Here is a 21882-nt window from a genome sequence, read left to right as displayed (position 1 = left end):
GGCCTCTGTCCTTCGGATTGAGTGTACTCAATGCCCTGGGATGCCTCGGGGGTGATCATGGGGACGCTGGGGGTTTGGGGATCTGCCCCGCCATTCCACTGCCACGAGGAGTCACCAATGAACGGAGTCAGAACAAGGGACCTGCTGCTGGGCGATCCCTTTGACCCGGCATTGCGCAGCTTTCTGCGCCCGTGGGCCCCCAGCCGAGGAGATGAGTATGCAAGCGAGTGAATCGACCCTGCTCTGGATGTTCGAACGCATGCTGGAGATCAGGCACTTCGAAGAGACCATGGCGTCTGTCTACCTTGAGGGAAAGCTGCCGCCCCACATCCAGAAAGGGCTGGCCTTCGACATCGGTGCAGGGCCGGTGCCAGGAGAGATGCATCTGGCGGCAGGCCAGGAGCCCGTGGCGGTGGGGGTCTGCGCGCACCTCCAGCAGACCGATACCGTGGTGGGCACCCACCGCCCGCACCACTTTGCCATTGCCAAGGGGGTGCCGATGGACCGCATGGCTGCCGAGATGTTTGGGAAGGCCACCGGCCTGGGCAAGGGCAAGGGCGGTCATATGCATTTGTTCGACCCCGTCCACCGGTTCAGCTGCAGCGGCATCATCGGCGCGAGCCTGCCCCCGGCCTGTGGCGCGGCGCTGGCCGCCCGAAAGCTGCAGAAGGACTGGGTCGCGGTGGCGTTTTTCGGCGAGGGAGCGGCCAATCAGGGCGCATTTCATGAGTCCCTCAACCTGGCGGCGCTGTGGAAGCTGCCCGTGATCTTTGTGTGCGAGGACAACAAGTGGGCCATTTCCGTGGCCAAGGAGAACGCCACGTCCATCGAATGGGTCGCCGATCGTGCCGCCGGGTATGGCATGCCTGGCGTCAAGGTGGCCACCAACGATGCGCTGGCGGTCTACGAAGCTGCCGGGCCGGCGGTGGCCCGTGCCCGCAGCGGCGCAGGGCCGACCCTGATCGAGGTGAAGACCGATCGCTACATGGGCCACTTCCAGGGGGACCCCGAGGTGTACCGGCCCAAGGATGAAGTCGCGCAATTGAAGAAGTCGGACCCCATCGAGAAACTGAGCGCGTATCTCCAAAGGCAGGGGCATCTGGACGAAGCCGCCGCGGCCGGTCTTGCCGAGCAGGCCAAACGGCGCGTGTCCGAGGCGTTCGAGTTCGCGCGCCGCAGCCCATATCCCGATCCGCAGGACGCCTTGCAGGACGTCTTTGTCTGAGTTTTGCCGCACGACATTTCTGGAGAGCGAAATGAGCAACAGTCGAAAGCTGACGATGGCACAGGCAATCGCCGAAGCCATCAGCCAGGAGATGCAGCGCGATGCGTCGGTCTTTGTCATGGGCGAGGACATCGGCCGGTACGGCGGTATCTTTGGTGCCACTGCCGGGCTGCTGGACCGGTTCGGGCCGGAGCGGATCATGGATACCCCCATCTCCGAAACCGCATTCATCGGCACGGCCACCGGCGCGGCGGCGGCGGGTCTGCGCCCGATCGCGGAGCTGATGTTTGTGGACTTCTTCGGTGTCTGCATGGACCAGATCTACAACCACCTGGCCAAGAACACCTACATGTCCGGGGGGAACCTGAAACTTCCGGTGGTGCTGACCACCGCGATCGGCGGGGGCTACAACGATGCCGCCCAGCACTCCCAGTGCCTGTATGCCACCTTCGCCCACATGCCGGGCCTGAAGGTGGTTGTTCCGTCCAATGCGTATGACGCCAAGGGGCTGATGATCCAGGCCATCCGGGACGACAACCCGGTGCTGTTCATGTACCACAAGGGTATCATGGGCCTGCCCTGGATGGCCTATCTGGAGGGCAGCAGCAATGAGGTGCCCGAGGCGTCCTACACCGTCCCCTTTGGACAGGCGCGTGTGGCCAGGGAAGGAGAGGACGTCACCATCGTCACGCTCAGCCAGATGGTGCAGAAGGCATTGCTGGCCGCCGAGGTTCTGGAGAAGAGCGGCCTCCGTGTGGAGGTCCTCGATCTGCGGGCGCTGGTGCCGCTCGACCGTGAGGCGGTTCTCAGGTCGGTGCGCAAGACGGGCCGCCTTCTGGTCGCCGATGAGGACTACCTCGGGTTCGGCCTGACCGGCGAGATCGCAGCCATCGTGGCCGAGAACCTGGACACGCTGCGGCTCAAGGCGCCTGTGCGCCGGGTGGCAGTGCCCAATGTGCCCATTCCCTACAGCCGGCCCCTGGAGCGGTTTGCGATCCCGCAGGTCGAGACCCTGATCGCCGCCGTGCAGGACCTGGCCCGCCAATCACTGCCGACGCTCATGGAGGCCTGATGAACATCGCGCTGCCAGTCTCTGCCTGGGAGGGCATCGACGAAACGACCGAAGCCCTGCTCGATCGCTGGCTCGTTCAGGAAGGTGAGGCGGTGCACCAAGGCCAGGCGCTGGCTTCGGCCGTCCTGGTCAAGAGCACCCTGGATATCGAGTCCCCCGCCGCGGGCCGGGTACACCGCATTCTGGTCGAGCCGGGCGAGCGATTCCAGCGCGGGCAGGCGCTGGCCGTGCTGGAGGTGTCGCCGTAGACACACCGTGAAGTGCTGCTTTGCGCGCACGTGAAGGGAGTTTTGCCATGGGCCGCATCCTGATCGTCTATTACTCCCGCACGGGCCATACCAAACGCCTCGCCCAGGAACTGGCGCGCCGGTGCGATGCCGACCTGGAACGCATTGGGGAGCGGGGCTCCCGCCGGGGAGCAGGCGGCTATCTGCGGTCGTCTGTGGAAGCCATGCTGGGCTGGCGCCCCCCTCTGAAGCCCGCACGCCACAACCCGCGGGACTACGACCTTGTGATCCTGGGAACCCCCGTGTGGTTCTGGAACATGTCCAGTCCCATGCGCGCGTGGATACACCGGCATCGCGACGACCTCACCCAGGTGGCGATGTTTTGCACGTACGGCGGCTCCGGGTACACCGACGCGCTGGATGGCATGGAGCGCCTGTGCGGACATGCCGCCGTGGCGCGGCTGGCGCTGACGCAAAGCGCCGCCGAGCAATGCCAGCACGACCCGGCGCTGGACCGCTTCCTGCTGGAGCTCGGGGGGATGGGTTCGGCCGGCGTGGCATCCGACGCAGACCAAGGCCGGGCCCACGCCTGAAACACCATGAGAATGGCGCTGCCGCTGCTGTGGGCCCTGTCGGCATCTGCAGTGCTGGGTCCGTCCTGGGCGGCGGAACGCAACGTGCTGGAGTTCGGGGTCTTGGTTCGACCACAGACCGTGGTGGAGGGTGACTTCACCGCCATCGGCCGGCGCGTGGTGGTGGACCAGGCCGTGGCCTGTGACGCGCTGCTTCTGGGGGGCACGATCGACGTGCGTGCGCCCGTGGGCGAAGACGTGCGGGCTGCCGGCGGCGACATCATGCTGGAGAGCCTGGTCGGTGGCGACCTCATGGCCGCGGGCGGCAATCTTGCGCTCCTGCGCAGCGCACAAGTGGCTGGCCGCGCCGAGATGGCAGGCGGCACCGTGTTGGTGGATGGCCGGGTGGATGGCGCGTTGAATGTGCGAGCCCGCCGACTCGTGCTCAATGGATCGGTGGGCGGCAGCGTCCAGGCGGACATCGAGACACTCGATCTCGGACCGCAGGCCCGGGTGGGTGGAGCGCTGCGCCACACGGCAACGGCCATCACCAAGGACTCGGCCGCCGTGGTCTCCGGCCCACTGGAGCGGGTCGATCAGTTGTTCGGCGACGACGCACGCTGGAGCCGGGAGGGACGGCGCCCCATGCATGCAGGCGGCTGGCCCACCTGGAATGCCTGGTGGTTGATGGTGCCGCTGTCCATGGGCTTGCTCGGCATAGTGACCCTGGCCGGTGTGCTGCTGTTGGCGTTTTCGGGTTTTGCCGGCCAGGCGGCGCGCCAGATTGAACAGGCCCCTTGGCGGGCTTTGGGCGTGGGCGCTCTGTGCCTGCTGGCCTTGCCGGCGCTGTCCGTGCTGCTCTTCTTCACCCTCCTGGGCATCCCGCTGGGGCTGGTGATCCTGGCCTTGTACCCTCCGTTGCTGCTGCTGGGCTGGTTGATGGGGGCCTTGTTTGCGGCGCGCAGATTGCCATCGTCCGCGGGGGGCGACGAGCCCAACGCCACGGCGGTCGGCTACGGCAGGATGCTCGTGGCCGTGATCGCGCTGCTGGTGGTGGGGGCCGTGCCTGTGGTCGGGTCCTGGCTGACAACCGCCACCACGGCCGCCGGCCTGGGGGGCTGCGTGCTGGAGTGGCGCCGTCTTCTGGCCAGAAGGGCGGAAAGCGCTGCTGGAGCGGCACCCCCTGTGAACAGGCTCTGAGACGCACCGCAGGCAAGGGCGGGCGCGTTGCGGCGAGAGAACGGCCGCTGTCAGAGCGGCAGTGGCGCCGTTCCAGGGGGCGCCCGTGCAGCGGTTCTGCGCGCCGGTCCAGACCGCCTTAATGGCGCCGCCTGCTCCGGCGGCCTTCGGGTGCTGCGGGAGAATGTCCGCAGCCCTTCCAGGTCGAGGATCTCGACGTAGCGGTCATTGACCTGCAGCAGGCCGGCCGTGGCAAGCGTGGTGAAAGCCCGGCTCACGGTTTCGTGGGCCACGCCCAGCATGCTGGCCAGGTCCCGGCGGCCCATGCGCAGGACGAAGCGGCGCGGTGATTGGCCCCTGGCGGCCAACTGGCTGGAATGCCGCAGCAGGAACCGCGCCAGGCGCACCTCCGAAGACACCGCTGCCATGATGTCCAGCAGGTCATGGGTGTGCGAGAGCGCAAGGCTCAGCGCCCTGTGCAGCTCCCGCTCGAAAGCCGGCACCTGGCGGCAGAACCCGTCAAGGTCGGACCACAGGATCGCGAACACCGTGGAATCCTCCAACGCGACTGCACTGGTGGGGTGGTGCTTGATGCACAGAGCGTCGTAGGCCAGCAGCGCCCCGCGGTCTGCAAAGGCCAGTACCTGCTCATATCCTTCCTCGTCGGAGTGGGCGATCTTGAAAGTGCCTGTGCGCACGACGTACAGCGCCTCCGAAGGGGCGCCTGCGTGCATAAGGTACCGGCCGGCCGGCACCCGCCGGAGGCAGACGGCCAGGGGGGCGGCGGTGGGCAATCCGCTGGAGGGGCTCTGCGCGCCGGTGGTCAAAACGTGCAGCAGATCGGCCAAGCTACCGCGTTCTGTGGGGGAGGAATCTCCGGCCGGCGCGCTCGCTCCGTGCGCCGCCGGCGCGCTGTCATGCGGGTGATTCATGCTCGACTCCAGGGCCGGAGATGACGGGGATCTCCAATGCGCAGAGCATGCCAGCGGTCACGCCGGCACACCATCGGAATCGGGCGCCGCGTGCGCTCGGAAATCCTTGTTCTGCGCCGCGCCGGATTCCGAGGGCGTGATCAGAAAAATCCTGCCTGCACCGGGCCCGCCGCCCCCGCAAAAACGACGGATGTGAAGAAGCGCAGGTGCAGTACGGACCCGGTCTATCCTGCCCAGGCCGGCGTGATGCCGCCTGGGCGCTCAGCGGCTGGTCAGCGCTTGCCGAAGCCCATCCGCCTTGCCGGTCACGATGCGGCCGGCCAGAACATCGTCCAGCCGCACGGATTGGCCGTAAAACGCGTCGGTCTGGTTCCGGCTGAACATGATGTCGCTGACGCTGGCGCTGACGGCATTGCCGAACAGCCCCACGTTGGAAGACCATGCCACGATGTCGCCCGCCTCCGCGGACGAGGCGACGGACCAATTCACCACGGTCAGCCCCACATCGGCATTCAGCGAGAAGTTGGAGTTTTTCCGGAATGCGTCCACCGCTTTGCTGCTGTTCAGCACGAGTGCAGCAGGCCCCGATTGCGCCCCGATCTGCAAGCCCACGCTGATCGAACCCACATGGTAGAAGACCGGCTCACTCCAGGAGCCGTCGGCCAGTCTGGCCAGGAGCAGGCCCGCTCCACCCCCGCCTCCCAGCCCGAGGGCGATGCGCGTGTACGAAGGCACCAAGAAAAGACCCTGGGCCTGTGTCAGCAAGCGGTCGAGTCTGGCGTCGGATCGCATGGTCTGGACGATCTTGACAGCATCCTCGACATGCTTGCTGGCGGCGCTGGCACTCCTGGCCGCGCGGGTGTCTGCCGGATCGGGATCGGCGGCCGTTGCTTGCGCGAAGGCGGCGCTGACCAGGCACAGGCTCAGCAACAGGCCCTCCCAAACGCCTGCGTGGCCGGCGGTTTTCCACAGAGTGATCATTTTCAGCTCCCGTGCATTGAAGACGAATCCCCGCCCGCCGCCGCCAGAGGCAAGGGACCCAGCGTGCAAGATTAATGCGCAGAGGCTCGGCCCCATTGAGCACACGCAACACGGAGCGGATTGCTGGCGCGACGGGGGCCGGACTCTGGGCCGTGGGGGCGCGGCAGCGGCCCAGACGCCTGCGGAGCGCCGGCGCAGTGGCCCAACCCGGAGCCCGCCCAAGCGCGGTCCGGCAGGCCGGTGGGAGGATCAGTGCCCGCCGATGTGCAGGGCCACCTTGCCGAACTGCGCGCCGGACTCCAGGCGCTCCAACGCCGCGTGCACTTCTTCCAGCGGGAACTCGCTGTCGATCACGGGGCGCAGGCCGGTGCGCTCGACGAAGCCGAGCAGCGCGTGGAACTCGCCCAGGCTGCCCAGGCTGGAGCCGAAGATCTGCAACTGGCGCACGAAGAGGCGGCGCAGGTCGGCCCCGGGCTGGTCGCCGGTGGTAGCGCCGCAGGTGACCAGGCGGCCGCCGCGCACCAGCGACTTCAGGGTCGTGGACCAGACGGCCGCGCCCACGTTCTCGAACACCACGTCCACGCCGCGCCCGTCCGTGAGGGCCATGACTTCTTTCACCACATCCTGGGTCTTGCCGTTAATCCCCTGGTCGGCGCCCAGGGCGCGTGCGCGTTCGAGCTTGGTGTCCTCGCGCGAGGTCACGAGCACGCGCGCGCCTATGGCCTTGGCCAGTTGCAGGGCCGCCAGCGACACGCCGCCGCCGATGCCGAAGACCAGCACCGTCTCCCAGGGCTGCAGGCGCGCCTTGGAAAACAGCATGCGCCAGGCCGTGAGGTGGTTGACCCCGAGGGCGGCGGCTTGCGCCCAGCCCAGGTGGGGCGGCTTGGGAAAGACCTGCGCCGCCGGCACCTGGATCCATTGGGCGAAGGTGCCGTCGCGGTGCTCGCCCAGGAACTGGATGCGCGTGCACAGCGCGCTGTCGCCGCGCTGGCAGAACTCGCAGCGGCCGCAGCCCACGCCGGGGTGGATCACGACCTCCTGGCCCGGGCGCAGCAGCGGGTCGGCGGCGTCGCAGGCCTCGACCACGCCGGCTGCGTCCAGGCCCAGGATCTGCGGCAGGCGGTGCGTGATGCCCGCGCCGCTATTGCGCATGTACAGGTCCACCTGGTTGAGGGTGGCGGCCTGCACGCGCACGCGCACCTCGCCGGGTGCGCGCTCGGGCAGGCGGTGCGCGCCCACCTGCACCACCTCGTTGCCGCCGTGGCCGGTGATGAATGCTGCTTTCATGGCTGGTTAGTCCGTTCCTGGCGCTGCGGCCCGGCGCCAGGCCGGGCCGGGCCGCGGGCCATCACATCTTGCACAGCGGCGAGGCGGCGGGCGCGATGGACGCCGGGTAGGTCTGCTCGATCACCGGACGCAGCACGCCGTCGGCCATCTTCACGCGGGCGACGTAGTTGGGGATGATCATCTGGTTGTCCGCCGCACGCACGGTGGCCTTGCCGTACAGCGTGTCCACCTGGGCGCCGCGCAGGGCCTTGGTCACGTCTTCGGGCTTGACGCTCTTGGCCAGGGCCACGCCCTGGAACAGCACCAACGCGCCGTTGTAGGCCTGGGCTTCGGTGTCGGACGGCAGGCGGTTGTGCTTGGCCTTGAACGCCGCCACGAAGGCCTTGGACGCCTCGGAATCGACGTCGGGCGTGTAGCCCACGTTGCCCGGCATGCCCTCCATCAGCTTGCCCGTGGCGTTGATGATGAAGTCGGACACGACGGCGTGGCCGATCATCGGCGTCTTCAGGCCAAAGTCGGCGGCCTGCTTGATGAAGGGGATGGCGCCCGCCACTTCCGCCACCCAGATGGCATCGACGTTGGCGGCCTTGAGCTGCTGGATGTAGGGCGCGTAGTCCTTGGTGCCCATGGGCACGAAGAGCTTGAGTGCCACCTTCTTGCCCTGGGCGGTGATGGCCGCCTCGAACGACTTGGCCGAATCGTGGCCCCAGACGTAGTCGGCCGCCATGATGGCGAAGTTGTTGCCCTTGATGGTCTTGGCCCACTCGCTGATCATCGCCAGGTCCATGGCGTCGGAGTGGTTGGTGCGGATGAAGCGCGGGTTGCAGGCGTCCTGCGTCAGCTTGTCGGCCTTGGAGATGGTGCCGATCAGCGCCGCATCCCAGCGCGCCAGGTTCTGGCTGATGGCCAGCGAGATCGACGAGGCGATGGGCCCGATCAGCAGGTTGTGGCCTTCGCGCGCCAGCTTCTCGGCGGCGCGGCGGCCGGCGTCGGGCGTGCTCTCATCGTCGCCCTCAGCCAGGAGGATCTTGCGGCCGTCCACGCCGCCCTTGGCGTTGGCCTCGTCCACGGCGAACTTGATGCCGTTGATCACATGCGTGCCCATGGCGGAGTAGGCGCCCGACTTGGTGGACACCAGGCCGATCTTGATGGGGTCCTTGGCCTGGGCCGCGGCGCCCAGGGGCAGGGCGGCCAGCAGCGCGGCGGCGGCAAGCATTTGGTGCATTTTTGTGGTCTTGAACATGGTTGTCTCCTGAAAAATTACCGGAGAAGGTCCGGCGGCCGTTATCACTGGCGTCACACCATCACGTGCTGTTCGAGGTCCTTGAGGCAGGTGCGGGAGTTCTCCACCGGGCCCTCGGCCACCACCGCGCCCTTGGCCATGGCCAGGTAGCGCTGCGCCACGCGCACCACCAGGCTCATGTTCTGTTCGATCAAGAGCAGGGCCGTGCCCTGGGCCGCGACCTGGTTGAAGATGTCGGCGAGCTGGTCCACGATGACGGGCGCCAGGCCTTCGGTGGGCTCGTCGAGCAGGATCAGGCCGGGGTTGGCCATGAGCGCGCGGCCCACGGCCAGCATCTGCTGCTGCCCGCCCGACAGCGCCGTGCCCGGCGTGTGGGCGCGTTCCTGCAGGATGGGGAAGAGCTGGTAGATCGCGGGCACGGTCCACGGCCCCTTGCGGCCCGTGGCGGCGCCCAGGAGCAGGTTCTCCTCCACCGTCAGATTGGCCACGATGCGCCGCCCCTGCGGCACGACGACGATGCCGTGCTGGGCGGCGATGTAGGGCCGGGGGCGCTGCATCGTCACGCCGCCGAACTGGAGGGCCCCGGCGCGCATCTGCGCCAGCCCGAGGATGGTGTTGACCACCGTGGTCTTGCCCACGCCGTTGCGGCCGATGAGCGCCACGCGCTCGCCCGCGTTCACATGCAGGCCCAGGCCGTGCAGGATGTGGGCCGCGCCATAGAAGGCATGGACGCCATGCAGGTTCAACAAGGCGCTCATGCGGCACTCCCCAGGTAGGCTTCGCGCACCCGCGGATCGGCGCGCACGGCGGCCGGCTCGCCGCTGGCGATGACGCGGCCGAGTTCAAACACGGTGACGGCGTCCGAAATGCCGAACACCACATCCATGTCGTGCTCCACCAGCAGCACCGAGACGTCCCAGCGCGCGGTCATCGTGCGCAGGTGCTGCGCCAGGTCCATCGACTCCTTCACCGACAGGCCGGCCATGGGCTCGTCGAGCATGAGCAGCTTGGGCCGGCCCACCAGGGCCAGGGCCAGGTCCAGGCGGCGTTGCTCGCCGTAGCCCAGGTCTTCGGCGATGGCATGGCTCAGGCGGGCCAGGTCCAGCTCCTCGAGCACGGCGTCGGCATCGGCGCCGGGGTCGGGCACGCCCATCTTGTAGGACGCCAGCTCCACCTGCTTGCGCACCGGCATGCCGCCGAAGATGCTGGTGCGCTGGAAGCTGCGCGAGAGGCCGCGCTGGCGGCGCTCGACGGCGCCCAGGTGGCTCACGTCCTCGCCATCCAGCAGGACCGTGCCGCGCGTGAGGCGCCGGCGGCCGGTGATGGCGTCGATGACGGTGGACTTGCCCGCCCCGTTGGGGCCGATGAGGCCGCGGATCTGGCCCTTTTCCAGGGTGAGGCCCACCCCGTCCAGCGCCTTGACGCCGCCGTAGTGGATGGCCACGTCCTGCACTTCAAGCACGTAGGGATTCATGTCGGTCTCCTTGGCGCCGTGCGCTCAGTGGCCGCCGGCAGGATGCATGCCCCGGGCCTTGTGGCCCTTGAGCAGCCGCTGCGCCGCGCCGAGGACGCCATCGGGCGCGAACACGATGACCAGGATCAGGATCGCCCCGAAGATCGCCATCGAATGCGTGGCGTACTCGCCCAGCAGGTCCTTGAACAGGAAGTACAGGATGGCACCCACGATGGGCCCCAGGGCCTTCTTGAAGCCGCCCACCACCACCATCAGCAGCGTGATGGCCGAGACGCTCCAGTGCAGGTTCTCCGGCGAGACGAAACCCGTGTTGAACACCGACAGCAGCCCGGCGATGCCCGTGACCATGGCCGACAGCGCATACACCAGGGCGCGCGGCACGGTGGTGGTGAAGCCGATGAAGCGGGCGCGCTCCTCGTTGTCGCGGATGGCCTCGGTGATGGCGCCAAAGCGCGTGCGCAGGATCAGCAGCAGCGCCACGGTCACCAGCACCATCAGCACCCAGGCGATCATGAACAGCGTGGCCGGCTTGAGCAGCACCGACTGCGGCAGGCCGAACAGGGTGGCGGGCCAGTTCACGCTCATGCCGTCGGCGCCGCCGGTCAGGCCCCGGGCGCGCGAGGCCAGCAGGTAGGCCATCTGGCCGATGGCCAGCGTCAGCATGCCGAACGCAATGCCCGGCACGCGCACGATGACCAGGCCGATGAGAAAGGCCAGCACGCCGATCGCCAGCAGCACGGCCAGCAGGGCCCACTCGGCCGGCATCCAGTCGAGCGCCAGGACGACGCCCATGCCGTAGCCCGCCGCGCCGAAGAACAGCGCGTGGCCAAAGCTGACCAGGCCGTTCTGCTTGAGCAGCACGCCCACGCCCAGGGCGAAGATGGCGTAGATGACGGCCTGCGTGAACATGCCCAGGAGGCTGCTGGAGGTGGTCAGCAGCATGATGGCCGCCCCGGCCAGCAGGGCCAGGAGCGTGAAGGCGCCGGTGCGCATGAGTTCCATGTGTGTCTCCCTCGGCGGTCAGGTGCGGCTGCCGGCCAGCCCGGAGGGCTTCCAGACCAGGATGGCGATCATGAAAATGAAGGGCAGCAGCACCGACACCTCCGGCAGGTACACGGCGCCCACGGCCTGCATCATTCCGAGCAGCAGCGCGGCGATGAAGGCCCCGGCCAGCGAGCCCAGGCCGCCGATCACCACGACCACGAAGGAGTCGATCAGCACGTCCGAGCTCATGTGCGGCGACAGCGACAGAAAGGGCCCCGCCACCACACCGGCCAGGCCGGCCAGCGCGCTGCCCAGGCCCACCACGGCGGCGCTCAGCGCATCGGTGTTGACACCCTGCATGGAGGTGGTCACCGGGTCGGTGCTGGCCGCGCGCACGAACAGGCCCACACGGGAAAAGCGCAGCCACAGCGTCAGCCCCAGGGCCACCGCCGCGCCCACCGCGATCACGCCGAGCCGGTAGGCCGGCACCTCGTTGCCCCAGAGGCTGACCGAGAAGTTCAGCAGCTCGGGCGTGAACAGCGACAGGTTGGCCTTGCCCCAGATGAAGACCACCAGGTCCTCCAGGATGAGCAGCAGGCCGAAGGTCACCAGCATCACGTTGAGCGGCTCGCGGTCCTGCAGCAGGCGAAAGCCGTAGCGGTCGAGCAGCACGCCCACCACCGCCATGATGGCGGGCGCCACCAGCAGCGCCACCCAGAAGTTGCTGTGCTGCGCCACCGAGAAGCCCAGGTAGGCCCCCAGCATGTAGAGCGCGCCGTGGGCGAAGTTCACCACGCGGCGCAGGCCGTAGATCAGCGCCAGGCCCGAGCTCATCACGATGAGCAGGGCGCCGTACACCAACCCGTTGAAGAGATGGATCGTCAGCATGTCTTTGTCTCCTGGTGCCGTGGCCTGCCGTTCATGCAGCGGCTGCCGGCACCTTTTGCTATTGTTTTAGTAGCTTATGGCGCTTGGTTTTACTGGCGAAACGGCATCAAACACCTCAAATTCCACAGGGGCCAACCACCGCCTCAGCGGTGCTCGAAGGCGGGTGTGCGCTTGTCCAGGAAGGCGTGCATGCCTTCATGGGCGTCGTGGCTGGCAAAGCGGCCGTACAGGGCGCGGCGCTCGAACAGGATGCCCTCGCTCAGCGGGCTTTCCCAGGCGCGGTTCACCGACTCCTTGATCGCCACCAGCGCCGGCAGCGAATACGACGCGATCTGCGCCGCCAGCGCCTGGGTCTGCTCCAGCAGCCCGGCGTCGGGCACCACGCGCGAGACCAGGCCGTAGCGGTCGGCCTCCTGCGCGTCGAGCATGCGGGCCGAGAGGCACATGTCCATGGCCTTGGCCTTGCCGATGGCGCGCGGCAGGCGCTGCGTGCCACCCGCGCCGGGCAGCATGGCGAGCTTGATCTCGGGCAGGGCGAAGCGCGCCGACTCGGCCGCCACGATGACGTCGCAGGCCAGCGCCAGCTCGCAGCCGCCGCCCATGGCGTAGCCGGCCACGGCGGCGATCACGGGCTTGCGCACGCTGCGGATGGCTTCCCAGTTGCGTGTGATGAACTGGCCCGCGGTGACGTCCATGAACGTCCAATCGGCCATGGCCTCGATGTCGGCCCCGGCGGCAAAGGCCTTGTCGCTTCCCGTGATGACGATGGCGCCGATGCCGGGGTCGGCATCGAAGGCCCGCAGGGCCGCGCCCAGTTCGTCCATCAGGGCGTCGTTGAGGGCGTTGAGCTGGCGCGGGCGGTGGAGGGTGATCCAGCCCACCCGGCCCTGCGCCTGCACCTGGATCGTGCTGTGCGTCATGCTGTGCTCCGCTCAGGCCTGGCGCATCAGCTCGCGCAGCTTGAACTTCTGGATCTTTCCGGACGGCGTGGCGGGCATGGCGTCGAGGATCTCCAGGCGCTCGGGGATGTACTGCAGCGTCACCTTCTGCGCCTTGAGGTAGTCCACCAGCGTGGGCAGGTCCAGCGTTTCACCGGCCTTGAGCACCACCACGGCGCAGGCGCGTTCGCCCAGGCGCTCGTCGGGGTAGGCGACGATGGCCGCCTGCGCCACGGCGGGGTGGCGGTAGAGCAGGGACTCGATCTCGACGACCGGAATGTTCTCGCCGCCGCGGATGATCACGTCCTTGCTGCGCCCGGTGATGCGGATGTAGCCCTGCGCGTCAATGCGCGCCAGGTCGCCGGTCTCGAACCAGTCGTCGGCGTCCGTGCCGTTGAGGTGCGGGCGCTTGAGGTAGCCGCCGAAGTTGGAGCAGGCGCGCAGCAGCAGGCGCCCGGGCTCGCCCGGGGGCAGGGTCTTGCCGTCGCCGTCCACCACCTTGACTTCCACGCCGGGCAGGGGGCAGCCGTCGGTGGAGGCCGGGCGCTCGTCCGGGTCTTCCGGGAGCGTGAGCGTCACGGCGCCGTTCTCCGACATGCCCCAGGCCGAGACGATCTTGGCGCCCAGCGCGCTGCGCGCCTGCTCGACCATCGGCCCGGGAATGGGCGCGCCCGCGCACAGGAAGGTGCGCAGGGAGGGCACGCCGGCGCCGCCGGCCTGCACGTCCGCGGCCACGGTGCGCGCCAGGTCGGTGAGGAAGGGGGTGGAGGCCATGGTGAAGCTCACGTGCTCATTGCGGATGAGTTCGATGGCCTTCTGGGGCTCCCAGATGTCCTGCAGCACGGCGCTGGCCTGGAGCATGATGGGCATCATCAGCCCGTACATGAAGCCGGTCTGGTGCGCCATGGGCGAGGCCATGAGCACCACGTCCTCGCTGCCCAGGTGCAGGCGCTGGGCGTAGGGGATGATGTTGGCCATCACCGTGTTGGCCGAGTGCATCACGCCCTTGGGCTCGCCCGTGGTGCCCGAGGTGTAGATGAGCTGCGTCACGTCGTCCGGGCCGGGGCGGCTGCGCGTGAGGATGTCCTGCGCGTCGGGGGCGTTTTCCCACTCCGGGCCGCTGAGCAGCGCCTCGAAGCTGTTGGCGCCCGTGCCATCGACGGCCACCACGTGCTGCAGGTGGGGCAGGCTGGGCTGCAGGGCGGTGATCATCTGCTCGAAGTCGAACCCCCGGAACACCTTGGGCGCGATGATGACCTTGGCCTCGCCGTGCTGCAGCATGAAGGACAGTTCGCGCTCGCGGAAGATGTGCATCAGCGGGTTCATCACCGCGCCGATGCGCGAGCACGCCAGGTAGGTCAGCGTGAACTGCCACCAGTTGGGCAACTGGCAGGCGACGATGTCGTTGCGGCCCACGCCCAGGCGCGTCAGGCCCACGGCAATGCGGTCGGCCATGCGCACCAGTTCGCGGTAGGTGAAGCGGCGCAGCTCGCCCGTCTCCACGCGCAGCGCCGTCAGCGCCAGCTTGTCGGGGCAGGCGGCGAGGCAGGCGTCCAGGTCGTCGTTGATGGTGCGGTCGTGCCAGAGGCCCTTGGCGATCATGTGCGCGCGGCGCGGGGGCAGCAGGATGGCGTCGAAATGCATGGTGTGTCTCCGGGTGTCTTTATCAAAAATAGGAGCTGCTGGCGCTTGCTGTACAAGGGTTTCTGCATGTTTTCATACGAAAACCCTTGCGCAGAGAGCGTGAGCCGCTATGATTTTTTTCAGGCGGGAACGAACTTGCGGCCGGCGCGGGCGCGGGCGATGATGGTTTTCATGATCTGCGCCGTGCCGTCGCCGATCTGGAAGCCCAGCACGTCGCGCAGGCGCTGCTCCATGGGGCCGCGGTCGTAGCCGCCGTGGCCGAAGCACAGCAGGCACTGGTGGATCACGTCGTAGGCCAGCTTGGGGCCCCACCACTTGGCCATGCCGGCCTCGGCGGTGTGCGGCAGGCCCTGGTCCTTGAGCCACAGGCCCTGCAGGCACAGGAGGCGCGCGCCCTCGACCTCGGTGTCGTACTGCGCGAGCGGGTGCGTCACGCCCTGGAAGCTTGATAGCGGCTGGCCGAAGGCCTGACGCTCGGTGATGTACTGCCAGGTCTCTTCGAGCGCCACGCGCGCCACGGCCAGGCACTGCAGGCCGATGAGCGAGCGCGAGAAGTCGAAGCCGTGCATCACCTGCACGAAGCCCTTGTTCTCGTCGCCCAGGCGGTGGCTCACGGGCACGCGCACGTTCTCGAAGAAGATGGAGCCGCGCCCGATGGCGCGCTGGCCGTGGCAGTCGAAGCGGTTGGTGGTCAGGCCCGGGGTGTCCATGGGCACGAGCAGCGCGGTCACGCCGTGGGCGCCGTCCTCGGGCCTGCCGGTGCGGCCGAAGACCACGGCGATGTCGGCCTGGTCGGCGGCCGAGATGGAGGTCTTCTCGCCGTTGATGACGTAGAAGTCACCGTCGCGCTCGATCTTCAGGCGCAGGTTGGCGGCGTCCGAGCCACCGCGCGGCTCGGTCAGGGCGATGGCGCAGATCGCTTGCCCGGCGGTGAGCTTTTGCAGCCATGGGCCCACCACCTGCGGGTCGCCGTAGCGCGAGAGAATCTGGCCGTTGAGCGAGGCCAGCAGGTTCAGGTAGGAAAAGCTCAGGTCGGCGCGGGCGATTTCCTCGTGGATCACGCCGGCGGCCAGGCAGCCCATGCCCAGCCCGCCGAACTGCTCGGGCAGCTCGGGACAGATGAACCCGAGGGCGCCCATCTCGCGCAGCAGCACGCGGTCCAGGTCGCGGGTGCGGTCGCGCTCCAGAAAGCCGGGCTTCACGCGCTCCTCGGCAAAACGGCGGGCGGTTTCGGCCAGCGCCTGCAGGTCTTCGTTGATGTAGGGGTTCGGGTTCATCGCCAGGGCTCCCGTGCTTATTTGGCGTACTTGCGGAACTCGGGCTTGCGCTTTTCCTTGAGCGCGTTCACGCCCTCGCGCGACTCTTCGGTGTCGTAGTACAGCTTGAGCGCGTACATGCCCATGCCCGCAATGCCGGCCTGGTGGGCGGTGTCCATGTTGAAGCTGCGCTTGGCGATGGCGATGGCCGTGGGGCTGCGCTCGCAAATGGTCTCGGCCCACTCCTGCACGGTGGCGTCGAGCTGCTCGTGCGGCACGCAGATGTTGGCCAGGCCCATGGCCACGGCTTCCTCGCCCGAGTAGCGCTTGTTCAGGTACCAAATCTCGCGCGCCTTCTTCTCGCCCACCACGCGGGCCAGGAAGGCCGTGCCGTAGCCGGGGTCCACCGAGCCCATCTTGGGGCCCACCTGGCCGAAGATGGCCTTGTCCGAGCAGATGGTCAGGTCGCAGATCGTGCACAGCACGTTGCCGCCGCCGATGGCAAAGCCCTGCACGCGCGCGATCACGGGCTTGGGCACGTCGCGGATGGCGGTGTGCAGTTCCTCCATGGGCAGGCCGATGGTGCCGCGCCCGTCGTAGTTGCCGTCGTGGGCCGACTGGTCGCCGCCGGTGCAGAAGGCACGCTCGCCCGCGCCGGCCAGCACGATGCAGCCCACTGTGCGGTCATAGCCGGCCTTGTTCAGCGCCTTGATGATCTCGTCGCAGGTGGTGCCGCGAAAGGCGTTCATCTTGTCCGGGCGGTTGATGGTGATCCAGGCCACGCCGTTCTTCACTTCGTACAGGATGTCTTCGAATTGCATGTTTTTCTCCAGAGAGGGGTATGGGGAGCGGTCAGCCGTGCATGGTCAGGCCGCCGGACACGCTGAGCACCTGGCCGGTGACGAAGCTGGCGTCGTCGCTGCCCATGAAGGCGATGGCCGAGGCCAGGTCGTCGCCCTGGCCCAGGCGGCCCAGGGGGATGGCGCTCTTGAAGGCCTCGATCAGCTTGGCCGGGTCGCGCGCGCCCTCGGCCACGCCGGCGAGCAGGGCGGTGTCCGTGGGGCCGGGGCACACCACGTTGACGGTGATGCCGTGGCGCGCATGCTCGCGCGCCAGGGTCTTGGACAGGGCCACCAGGCCGCCCTTGCAGGCCGAGTACACGGCCTCGCCCGAGGAGCCGCCGCGCGCGGCGTCCGACGCCACGTTCACGAGGCGGCCATAGCCGCGCTCGACCATGCCCGGCAGCACGGCGTGCAGCATGTGCAGCGCGCCGGTCAGGTTGATGGCGATGAGCTTGTCCCACTCGGCGGGCACGGTCTTGACGAAGGGCTTGAAGATGTCCCAGCCGGCGTTGTTCACCAGCACGGCCACGGGGCCCAGTTGCGCCTGGGTGGCGGCCACGGCCGCGTCCACCTGGGCGCGGTCGGTGATGTCGCACGGGAAGGCGGCGGCCTGGCCGCCGGCCGCACGGATGCCGGCAGCCACCTGCTCGGCAGCCGCCAGGTTCATGTCGAACACCGCCACTCGGGCACCTTCGGCCGCCAGGCGGCGCGCTGTGGCGCCGCCGATGCCGCCGCCGCCGCCGGTCACGATGGCTGTTTTGTTCTCGTATCTCTGCATGGCTTACTCCAAGGTCTGCGAAGTTGTTATCTTCGGGTTCGCCCGCCTTGCGTCTGGTGGGCAATTAAGTAAAGATATTGTCATATTATCGGTCGGCGCTTGCAAGGGGGTAGGCGTCGGTTTTTGTGAAACCTATGGTTTTCCCTATGAAAAATGAAAGCACTACACGCATGGATCTGGCGAATCGGGTCTTCTTTCGCCTCTATCAATGCGCAAACATGTTGCATAAAACAGGCTCCCGGGCCATAGAGGCCGACGGGCTGACGACGCAGCAATGGGCGGTGCTGGGGGCGCTGTCGCGGCCGCAGGCGGCCGAGGGCATGAGCGTGGGGGATCTGGCGCGCTACCTGATGGTGAGCCGGCAAAACCTCTCGGGCGTGATCAGCCGCATGGAGCGCGACGGCCACGTGGGCCTGGCGCCCGACCCGCGCGACCGCCGCTCGCGCCTGATCACCATGACCGAGACCGGCCGGCGCGTGTGGCAGGTGGATGCGCAGCCCAAGATCTTTGCCTACTACGAGGACACGCTCACGGGCTTTTCCGTGAACGACATCGCCCACACCCTGCACTACCTGCTCAAGCTGCTGGAGAACATGCAGCGCATCGACAACGCCCAGGGCGGCGGCCGCGAGACGGACGGGGAGGGGGGCTGAGCGGGCTCAGGCGGCGGGCCGGGCGCGCGCCTTGTCGAGCAGGAAGTCGATGCAGGTGCGCACGGCGTGCGTCTGGTAGCGGCCCGGCATGTAGAGCAGGTACAGGCGCGTGCCGAAGATGCTCAGCCGCCAGGAGTCCAGCGTGGTCAGCACCTCGCCCGAGGCGATGGCGTCCGCGACCACGTAGTCGGGCACCAGCCCCAGGCCCAGGCCGGCGAGGATGCCCTGGCGCAGGAAGGGGAAATGCTCGGAGATCAGCGTGGGCTCGAGCATCACCTCCTGCCGCTCCTCGCCCCGGTAGGCGCGCAGGCGCAGTTGCCGGCCCACGACGCCCGAGGTGATCAGCGGCGTGGTGCGCAACTGCTCCAGCGACTGGGGCAGACCATGCTGCCGCGCGAAGCCGCGCGAGGCGCAGGCCAGGTAGCGCACCGGCCCCAGCTCGCGCGCCACCAACGCGGGCGGCGGCTCGGGCATCACGCGGATGGCGATGTCCACCTCGTCGCGCAGGTTGTCGGCGCGGTTCTCGAACAGTACGTCGAGCACGATGCCGGGGTAGAGCCGCTTGAACTCGATCAGCCAGTCCGACATCACCATCTGCCCGTAGCCGCTGGGCACGCTCAGGCCCACGCGGCCCTGCAGGCCCTGGCCCAGGGTGGTGATGGTCTCGCGCGCGGCGAGCATCTCGTTCTGGATGTTGCGGCCGTGCTCGACCAGGCGCAGGCCCACCTCGGTGGGCTCCACGCGGCGCGTGGTGCGGCGCACCAGTTGCACGCCCACCGACTTCTCCAACTGGTTGAGGTGGTAGCTGACGTTGGCGCGCGTCATCTTGAGCTTGCGCGCGGCCTGGCTCAGGTTGCCGGCGTCGATGATTTCCACCAGCAGCGTCAGGGAGGTCAGATCCATGGGGTTTGTATAAAAACTTTTGACAGTCTGTCAATGGTTCATGTAATTGTCAAGATTGTTTGTCGGCACAACAATCGCTCATCCCATCAGTGACCGGAGAACCTTGCATGAGCATCGAAGCCGAGGCCAGTGCCGACAGCCTGCAATCCCAGGGCCTGGCCCATGCCCTCTTTGCCGAGCGCGAAGCCGCCAACATCCCCGAGGCCAGCGCCGCCGCGCCGCGCCCCGTTGCCGCCATCGCCGTGATCGGCGGCGGCACCATGGGCGCGGGCATCACCGTGTCGGCGCTGGATGCGGGCCTGCGGGTAACCATGGTCGAGCGCGATCAGGATTCCATCGCGCGCGGCCAGGCCAATGTCGAGAAGGTCTATGACGGCCTGATCGCCAAGGGCCGCATGACCCCCGAGGCCAAGGCCGCCACTATGGCGCGCTACACCCCCAGCACCTCGTACGACGACATCGCCCACGTGGACCTGGTGATCGAGGCCGTGTTCGAGGACATCGAGGTCAAGAAGGCCGTGTTCCAGGAGCTCGACCGCGTGTGCAAGCCGCGCGCCGTGCTGGCCACCAACACCTCCTACCTCGACATCGACGCCATCGCCGCCGTCACGGGCCGCCCGCAGGACGTGATCGGCCTGCACTTCTTCAGCCCGGCCCACATCATGAAGCTGCTGGAGATCGTGGTGCCCGCGCGGGTCAGTCCGGACGTGGTGGCCACGGCCTTCGCGCTGGCCCAGCGCATGAAGAAGGTCCCCGTGCGCGCCGGCGTGTGCGACGGCTTCATCGGCAACCGCATCCTGGCCGTGTACAAGCAGGCCGCCGACTTTCTTCTGGAAGACGGTGCCAGCCCCTACGAGATCGACGAGGCCGTGCGCGGCTTTGGCTTTGCCATGGGGCCGTTCCAGGTGACCGACCTGGCCGGTGGCGACATCGGCTGGGCCACGCGCAAACGGCGCCGTGCCGCAGCATTGGCATCGGGCGCCCCCAAGGCGCGCTATGTCGAGGTGGCCGACCGCATCTGCGAGCGCGGCTGGTTCGGCCAGAAGACCGGACGCGGGTTTTATCTCTACCCGCAGGGTTCGCGTGCAGGCCAGCCCGACCCCGAGGTCCTGGCCATCGTGGACGCCGAGCGCGCGAAGAAGGGTGTCACGCCGCGCCAATTCACGCCCGAGGAAATCATGCGCCGCTACATGGCCGCCATGGTCAACGAAGGCGCCAAGGTGGTGCAAGAGGGCATCGCCCTGCGCCCGCTCGACGTGGACGTGACCTTCCTGTCGGGCTATGGCTTCCCGCGCCACCGGGGCGGCCCGATGAAGTACGCCGACATGGTGGGCCTGCCCCAGGTGCTGGCCGACCTGCGGGAGTTCGCCCAGGAAGACCCGCTGTTCTGGAAGCCCGCGCCGCTGCTGGAAAAGCTGGTGGCCGAGGGTCGCAATTTCGACAGCCTGAACAAGGCCGTCTGATTCAAAAACAGGAGCTGGCGGCGCTTGATTGACAGGGGTTTCAGCATGAAAAGAGGCTGAAACCCAATGAAATCAAGCGCAAGCAGCTATCAAAAATCAAGCATTGACACGAGGCACCCACGCATGGATCTCCAATTCACCCCCGAAGAGCAGGCCTTCCGCGAGGAAGTCCAGGCCTTCCTGAAAGACAAGCTGCCCAAGCGCATTTCCGACAAGGTCAAGGCCGGGCAACGCCTGTCCAAAGCCGATCAGGAGGAATGGCACGCCATCCTCAACGAACGCGGCTGGCTCGCCAACCACTGGCCCCAGGAATACGGCGGCCCGGGCTGGGGTGCCGTGCAGAAATTCATCTTCGACACCGAGTGCGCGCTGGCCGGCGGCCCGCGCATCGTGCCCTTCGGCGTGAACATGCTGGGCCCGGTGCTCATCAAGTTCGGAAACGAAGCGCAGAAGCAATACTGGCTGCCGCGCATCCTGAGTGGTGAGGACTGGTGGTGCCAGGGCTATTCCGAGCCCGGCGCGGGCTCGGACCTGGCCTCGGTCAAGACGACGGCGGTGCGAGTCACGGACGCAACGGGCGACCACTACATCGTCAACGGCCAGAAGACCTGGACCACCCAGGGTCAGCACGCCAACATGATCTTCTGCCTGGTGCGCACCGACCGCGAGGCCAAGGCGCAGTCGGGCATCAGCTTCCTGCTGGTGGACATGACGACGCCTGGCGTGGAGCTGCGCCCCATCCGCACGCTGGACGGCGACCAGGAAGTCAACGAGGTGTTCTTCACCGACGTGAAGGTGCCCGTGGAGAACCTCGTGGGCGAGGAGAACAAGGGCTGGACCTACGCCAAGTACCTGCTGACCTACGAGCGCACCGGCATCGCCGGCGTGGGCTTCTGCGTGGCGGCACTGGCCAAGCTCAAGGTGATCGCTGCCAAGGTGCACAAGAACGGCAAGCCGCTGGACCAGGACCCGCTGTTCGCCGCGCGCATGGCCCAGGTCGAGATCGACCTGGAGAACATGAAGACCACCAACCTGCGCGTGATCGCCGCCGTGGCCGGTGGCGGCGTGCCGGGCGCGGAAAGCTCCATGCTGAAGATCCGCGGCACCGAGATCCGCCAGGAAATCCTCTCGCTGATCCGCCGCGCCATGGGCCCCTATGCGCTGCCTTTCATCGAGGAAGCGCAGTACGCCGGCTATACGGAAGCGCCCGTGGGCCCCAAGGAGGCCGCCACGGCCGCGGCCAACTACTTCAACTACCGCAAGCTGTCGATCTTCGGCGGCTCCAATGAAATCCAGAAGAACATCATTTCGAAAATGATCTTGGGCCTGTGAGGTTGCCGC

The 21882-nt window shown here is 67.8% G+C and carries 22 protein-coding genes and 1 pseudogene; 9 read left to right on the top strand and 14 right to left on the bottom strand.

The features are described from left to right. Positions 1-217: 217 nt before the first annotated feature. From CGR01S_RS15115 to CGR01S_RS15095, 5 genes are read left to right on the top strand one after another with little or no spacing between them, the layout of a single operon-like run. Positions 218-1225 (top strand): thiamine pyrophosphate-dependent dehydrogenase E1 component subunit alpha, encoded by a 1008-nt coding sequence (locus CGR01S_RS15115; protein WP_042429143.1) that lies wholly within the window; start codon positions 218-220, stop codon positions 1223-1225. Between the two features lie 31 nt (positions 1226-1256). After that, positions 1257-2297 (top strand): alpha-ketoacid dehydrogenase subunit beta, encoded by a 1041-nt coding sequence (locus CGR01S_RS15110; protein WP_042429141.1) that lies wholly within the window; start codon positions 1257-1259, stop codon positions 2295-2297. Then, positions 2297-2545: a lipoyl domain-containing protein gene (locus CGR01S_RS15105; protein WP_052382585.1), complete on the top strand. Its 249-nt coding sequence runs from the start codon at positions 2297-2299 to the stop codon at positions 2543-2545. Before CGR01S_RS15110 ends, CGR01S_RS15105 begins: the two co-directional genes overlap by 1 nt. Before the next feature lie 47 nt (positions 2546-2592). Continuing rightward, on the top strand, positions 2593-3117 hold the full coding sequence (locus tag CGR01S_RS15100; RefSeq protein WP_042429135.1) for a flavodoxin family protein: 525 nt from the start codon (positions 2593-2595) through the stop codon (positions 3115-3117). A 6-nt stretch (positions 3118-3123) separates the two neighbouring features. Next, the gene (locus tag CGR01S_RS15095; RefSeq protein ID WP_042429131.1) at positions 3124-4296 is read left to right on the top strand and encodes a DUF8173 domain-containing protein; all 1173 of its coding nucleotides are present in this window, start codon (positions 3124-3126) and stop codon (positions 4294-4296) included. Positions 4297-4346: 50 nt separating this feature from the next. Here CGR01S_RS15095 and CGR01S_RS15090 read toward each other — a convergent pair whose 3' ends face one another. The 13 genes from CGR01S_RS15090 to badH form a co-directional block, all read right to left on the bottom strand. After that, positions 4347-5123, bottom strand: a complete 777-nt coding sequence (locus CGR01S_RS15090; RefSeq protein WP_052382584.1) for a Crp/Fnr family transcriptional regulator — start codon at positions 5121-5123, stop codon at positions 4347-4349. A 345-nt stretch (positions 5124-5468) separates the two neighbouring features. Continuing rightward, positions 5469-6188, bottom strand: a complete 720-nt coding sequence (locus tag CGR01S_RS15085; RefSeq protein WP_042429126.1) for a lipid-binding SYLF domain-containing protein — start codon at positions 6186-6188, stop codon at positions 5469-5471. 249 nt (positions 6189-6437) lie between these two features. After that, a complete protein-coding gene (locus tag CGR01S_RS15080; protein WP_042429124.1) occupies positions 6438-7475 on the bottom strand; it encodes a zinc-binding dehydrogenase in 1038 nt (345 codons plus the stop codon). Positions 7476-7536: 61 nt separating this feature from the next. After that, entirely contained in the window at positions 7537-8718 is a 1182-nt protein-coding gene (locus CGR01S_RS15075) for an ABC transporter substrate-binding protein (protein WP_042429122.1), read from the bottom strand. Between the two features lie 53 nt (positions 8719-8771). Continuing rightward, on the bottom strand, positions 8772-9476 hold the full coding sequence (locus CGR01S_RS15070; protein WP_042429119.1) for an ABC transporter ATP-binding protein: 705 nt from the start codon (positions 9474-9476) through the stop codon (positions 8772-8774). Next, positions 9473-10192, bottom strand: coding sequence for an ABC transporter ATP-binding protein (locus CGR01S_RS15065; RefSeq protein WP_042429116.1), 720 nt, complete (start codon positions 10190-10192; stop codon positions 9473-9475). The genes CGR01S_RS15070 and CGR01S_RS15065 overlap by 4 nt, the downstream gene beginning before the upstream one ends. A gap of 24 nt (positions 10193-10216) precedes the next feature. Beyond that, a complete protein-coding gene (locus CGR01S_RS15060) occupies positions 10217-11194 on the bottom strand; it encodes a branched-chain amino acid ABC transporter permease (RefSeq protein WP_042429112.1) in 978 nt (325 codons plus the stop codon). An 18-nt stretch (positions 11195-11212) separates the two neighbouring features. Then, entirely contained in the window at positions 11213-12064 is an 852-nt protein-coding gene (locus CGR01S_RS15055; protein WP_042429109.1) for a branched-chain amino acid ABC transporter permease, read from the bottom strand. Between the two features lie 143 nt (positions 12065-12207). Beyond that, positions 12208-12984: an enoyl-CoA hydratase gene (locus tag CGR01S_RS15050; protein WP_042429106.1), complete on the bottom strand. Its 777-nt coding sequence runs from the start codon at positions 12982-12984 to the stop codon at positions 12208-12210. Positions 12985-12996: 12 nt separating this feature from the next. Then, on the bottom strand, positions 12997-14646 hold the full coding sequence (gene aliA / locus CGR01S_RS15045) for a cyclohexanecarboxylate-CoA ligase (RefSeq protein WP_042429103.1): 1650 nt from the start codon (positions 14644-14646) through the stop codon (positions 12997-12999). Positions 14647-14765: 119 nt separating this feature from the next. Then, positions 14766-15923: a cyclohexanecarboxyl-CoA dehydrogenase gene (gene aliB / locus CGR01S_RS15040; protein ID WP_042429099.1), complete on the bottom strand. Its 1158-nt coding sequence runs from the start codon at positions 15921-15923 to the stop codon at positions 14766-14768. Positions 15924-15940: 17 nt separating this feature from the next. Next, positions 15941-16723 (bottom strand): 2-ketocyclohexanecarboxyl-CoA hydrolase, encoded by a 783-nt coding sequence (gene badI, locus CGR01S_RS15035; RefSeq protein WP_042429096.1) that lies wholly within the window; start codon positions 16721-16723, stop codon positions 15941-15943. A 31-nt stretch (positions 16724-16754) separates the two neighbouring features. Beyond that, positions 16755-17522: a 2-hydroxycyclohexanecarboxyl-CoA dehydrogenase gene (gene badH / locus CGR01S_RS15030; RefSeq protein ID WP_042429092.1), complete on the bottom strand. Its 768-nt coding sequence runs from the start codon at positions 17520-17522 to the stop codon at positions 16755-16757. On the opposite strand from badH, the gene CGR01S_RS16870 reads away from it, so the two are divergent. Beyond that, positions 17521-17679, top strand: coding sequence for a hypothetical protein (locus CGR01S_RS16870; RefSeq protein WP_169742461.1), 159 nt, complete (start codon positions 17521-17523; stop codon positions 17677-17679). The genes badH and CGR01S_RS16870 overlap by 2 nt on opposite strands. Then, positions 17657-18175: a MarR family winged helix-turn-helix transcriptional regulator gene (locus CGR01S_RS15025; RefSeq protein ID WP_042429088.1), complete on the top strand. Its 519-nt coding sequence runs from the start codon at positions 17657-17659 to the stop codon at positions 18173-18175. The genes CGR01S_RS16870 and CGR01S_RS15025 overlap by 23 nt, the downstream gene beginning before the upstream one ends. 6 nt (positions 18176-18181) lie before the next feature. Here the strand turns inward: CGR01S_RS15025 and CGR01S_RS15020 are convergent, their stop codons facing one another. Next, complete coding sequence (locus tag CGR01S_RS15020) at positions 18182-19078, bottom strand: LysR family transcriptional regulator (protein WP_042429085.1); 897 nt, start codon at positions 19076-19078, stop codon at positions 18182-18184. 134 nt (positions 19079-19212) lie between these two features. Here CGR01S_RS15020 and CGR01S_RS15015 point away from each other — a divergent pair. Both CGR01S_RS15015 and CGR01S_RS15010 read left to right on the top strand, forming a co-directional pair. After that, positions 19213-20541: pseudogene (locus CGR01S_RS15015) on the top strand (3-hydroxyacyl-CoA dehydrogenase); the annotation flags it as partial. 123 nt (positions 20542-20664) lie between these two features. Continuing rightward, entirely contained in the window at positions 20665-21873 is a 1209-nt protein-coding gene (locus CGR01S_RS15010; protein ID WP_042429081.1) for an acyl-CoA dehydrogenase family protein, read from the top strand. Positions 21874-21882: the final 9 nt, after the last annotated feature.

This window comes from Comamonas granuli NBRC 101663 (assembly GCF_000739995.1).
GTDB classification, from domain to species: Bacteria; Pseudomonadota; Gammaproteobacteria; order Burkholderiales; family Burkholderiaceae_C; genus Simplicispira; species Simplicispira granuli.
Note: the sequence above shows the minus strand (reverse complement) of the source record. Positions and strands in the feature narration are given on the sequence as shown.

What these genes read in the sequence shown, in the direction of transcription:
- CGR01S_RS15065 (WP_042429116.1), bottom strand. Translation starts at nt 10,192, where the DNA reads ATGAATCCCTACGTGCTTGAAGTGCAGGACGTGGCCATCCACTACGGC.
- CGR01S_RS15070 (WP_042429119.1), bottom strand. Translation starts at nt 9,476, where the DNA reads ATGAGCGCCTTGTTGAACCTGCATGGCGTCCATGCCTTCTATGGCGCG.
- CGR01S_RS15050 (WP_042429106.1), bottom strand. Translation starts at nt 12,984, where the DNA reads ATGACGCACAGCACGATCCAGGTGCAGGCGCAGGGCCGGGTGGGCTGG.
- CGR01S_RS16870 (WP_169742461.1), top strand. Translation starts at nt 17,521, where the DNA reads ATGGCTTACTCCAAGGTCTGCGAAGTTGTTATCTTCGGGTTCGCCCGC.
- badH (WP_042429092.1), bottom strand. Translation starts at nt 17,522, where the DNA reads ATGCAGAGATACGAGAACAAAACAGCCATCGTGACCGGCGGCGGCGGC.
- CGR01S_RS15095 (WP_042429131.1), top strand. Translation starts at nt 3,124, where the DNA reads ATGAGAATGGCGCTGCCGCTGCTGTGGGCCCTGTCGGCATCTGCAGTG.
- CGR01S_RS15025 (WP_042429088.1), top strand. Translation starts at nt 17,657, where the DNA reads ATGGTTTTCCCTATGAAAAATGAAAGCACTACACGCATGGATCTGGCG.
- aliA (WP_042429103.1), bottom strand. Translation starts at nt 14,646, where the DNA reads ATGCATTTCGACGCCATCCTGCTGCCCCCGCGCCGCGCGCACATGATC.
- CGR01S_RS15020 (WP_042429085.1), bottom strand. Translation starts at nt 19,078, where the DNA reads ATGGATCTGACCTCCCTGACGCTGCTGGTGGAAATCATCGACGCCGGC.
- CGR01S_RS15010 (WP_042429081.1), top strand. Translation starts at nt 20,665, where the DNA reads ATGGATCTCCAATTCACCCCCGAAGAGCAGGCCTTCCGCGAGGAAGTC.
- CGR01S_RS15075 (WP_042429122.1), bottom strand. Translation starts at nt 8,718, where the DNA reads ATGTTCAAGACCACAAAAATGCACCAAATGCTTGCCGCCGCCGCGCTG.
- CGR01S_RS15060 (WP_042429112.1), bottom strand. Translation starts at nt 11,194, where the DNA reads ATGGAACTCATGCGCACCGGCGCCTTCACGCTCCTGGCCCTGCTGGCC.
- CGR01S_RS15115 (WP_042429143.1), top strand. Translation starts at nt 218, where the DNA reads ATGCAAGCGAGTGAATCGACCCTGCTCTGGATGTTCGAACGCATGCTG.
- CGR01S_RS15085 (WP_042429126.1), bottom strand. Translation starts at nt 6,188, where the DNA reads ATGATCACTCTGTGGAAAACCGCCGGCCACGCAGGCGTTTGGGAGGGC.
- aliB (WP_042429099.1), bottom strand. Translation starts at nt 15,923, where the DNA reads ATGAACCCGAACCCCTACATCAACGAAGACCTGCAGGCGCTGGCCGAA.
- CGR01S_RS15105 (WP_052382585.1), top strand. Translation starts at nt 2,297, where the DNA reads ATGAACATCGCGCTGCCAGTCTCTGCCTGGGAGGGCATCGACGAAACG.
- CGR01S_RS15100 (WP_042429135.1), top strand. Translation starts at nt 2,593, where the DNA reads ATGGGCCGCATCCTGATCGTCTATTACTCCCGCACGGGCCATACCAAA.
- CGR01S_RS15055 (WP_042429109.1), bottom strand. Translation starts at nt 12,064, where the DNA reads ATGCTGACGATCCATCTCTTCAACGGGTTGGTGTACGGCGCCCTGCTC.
- CGR01S_RS15110 (WP_042429141.1), top strand. Translation starts at nt 1,257, where the DNA reads ATGAGCAACAGTCGAAAGCTGACGATGGCACAGGCAATCGCCGAAGCC.
- badI (WP_042429096.1), bottom strand. Translation starts at nt 16,723, where the DNA reads ATGCAATTCGAAGACATCCTGTACGAAGTGAAGAACGGCGTGGCCTGG.
- CGR01S_RS15080 (WP_042429124.1), bottom strand. Translation starts at nt 7,475, where the DNA reads ATGAAAGCAGCATTCATCACCGGCCACGGCGGCAACGAGGTGGTGCAG.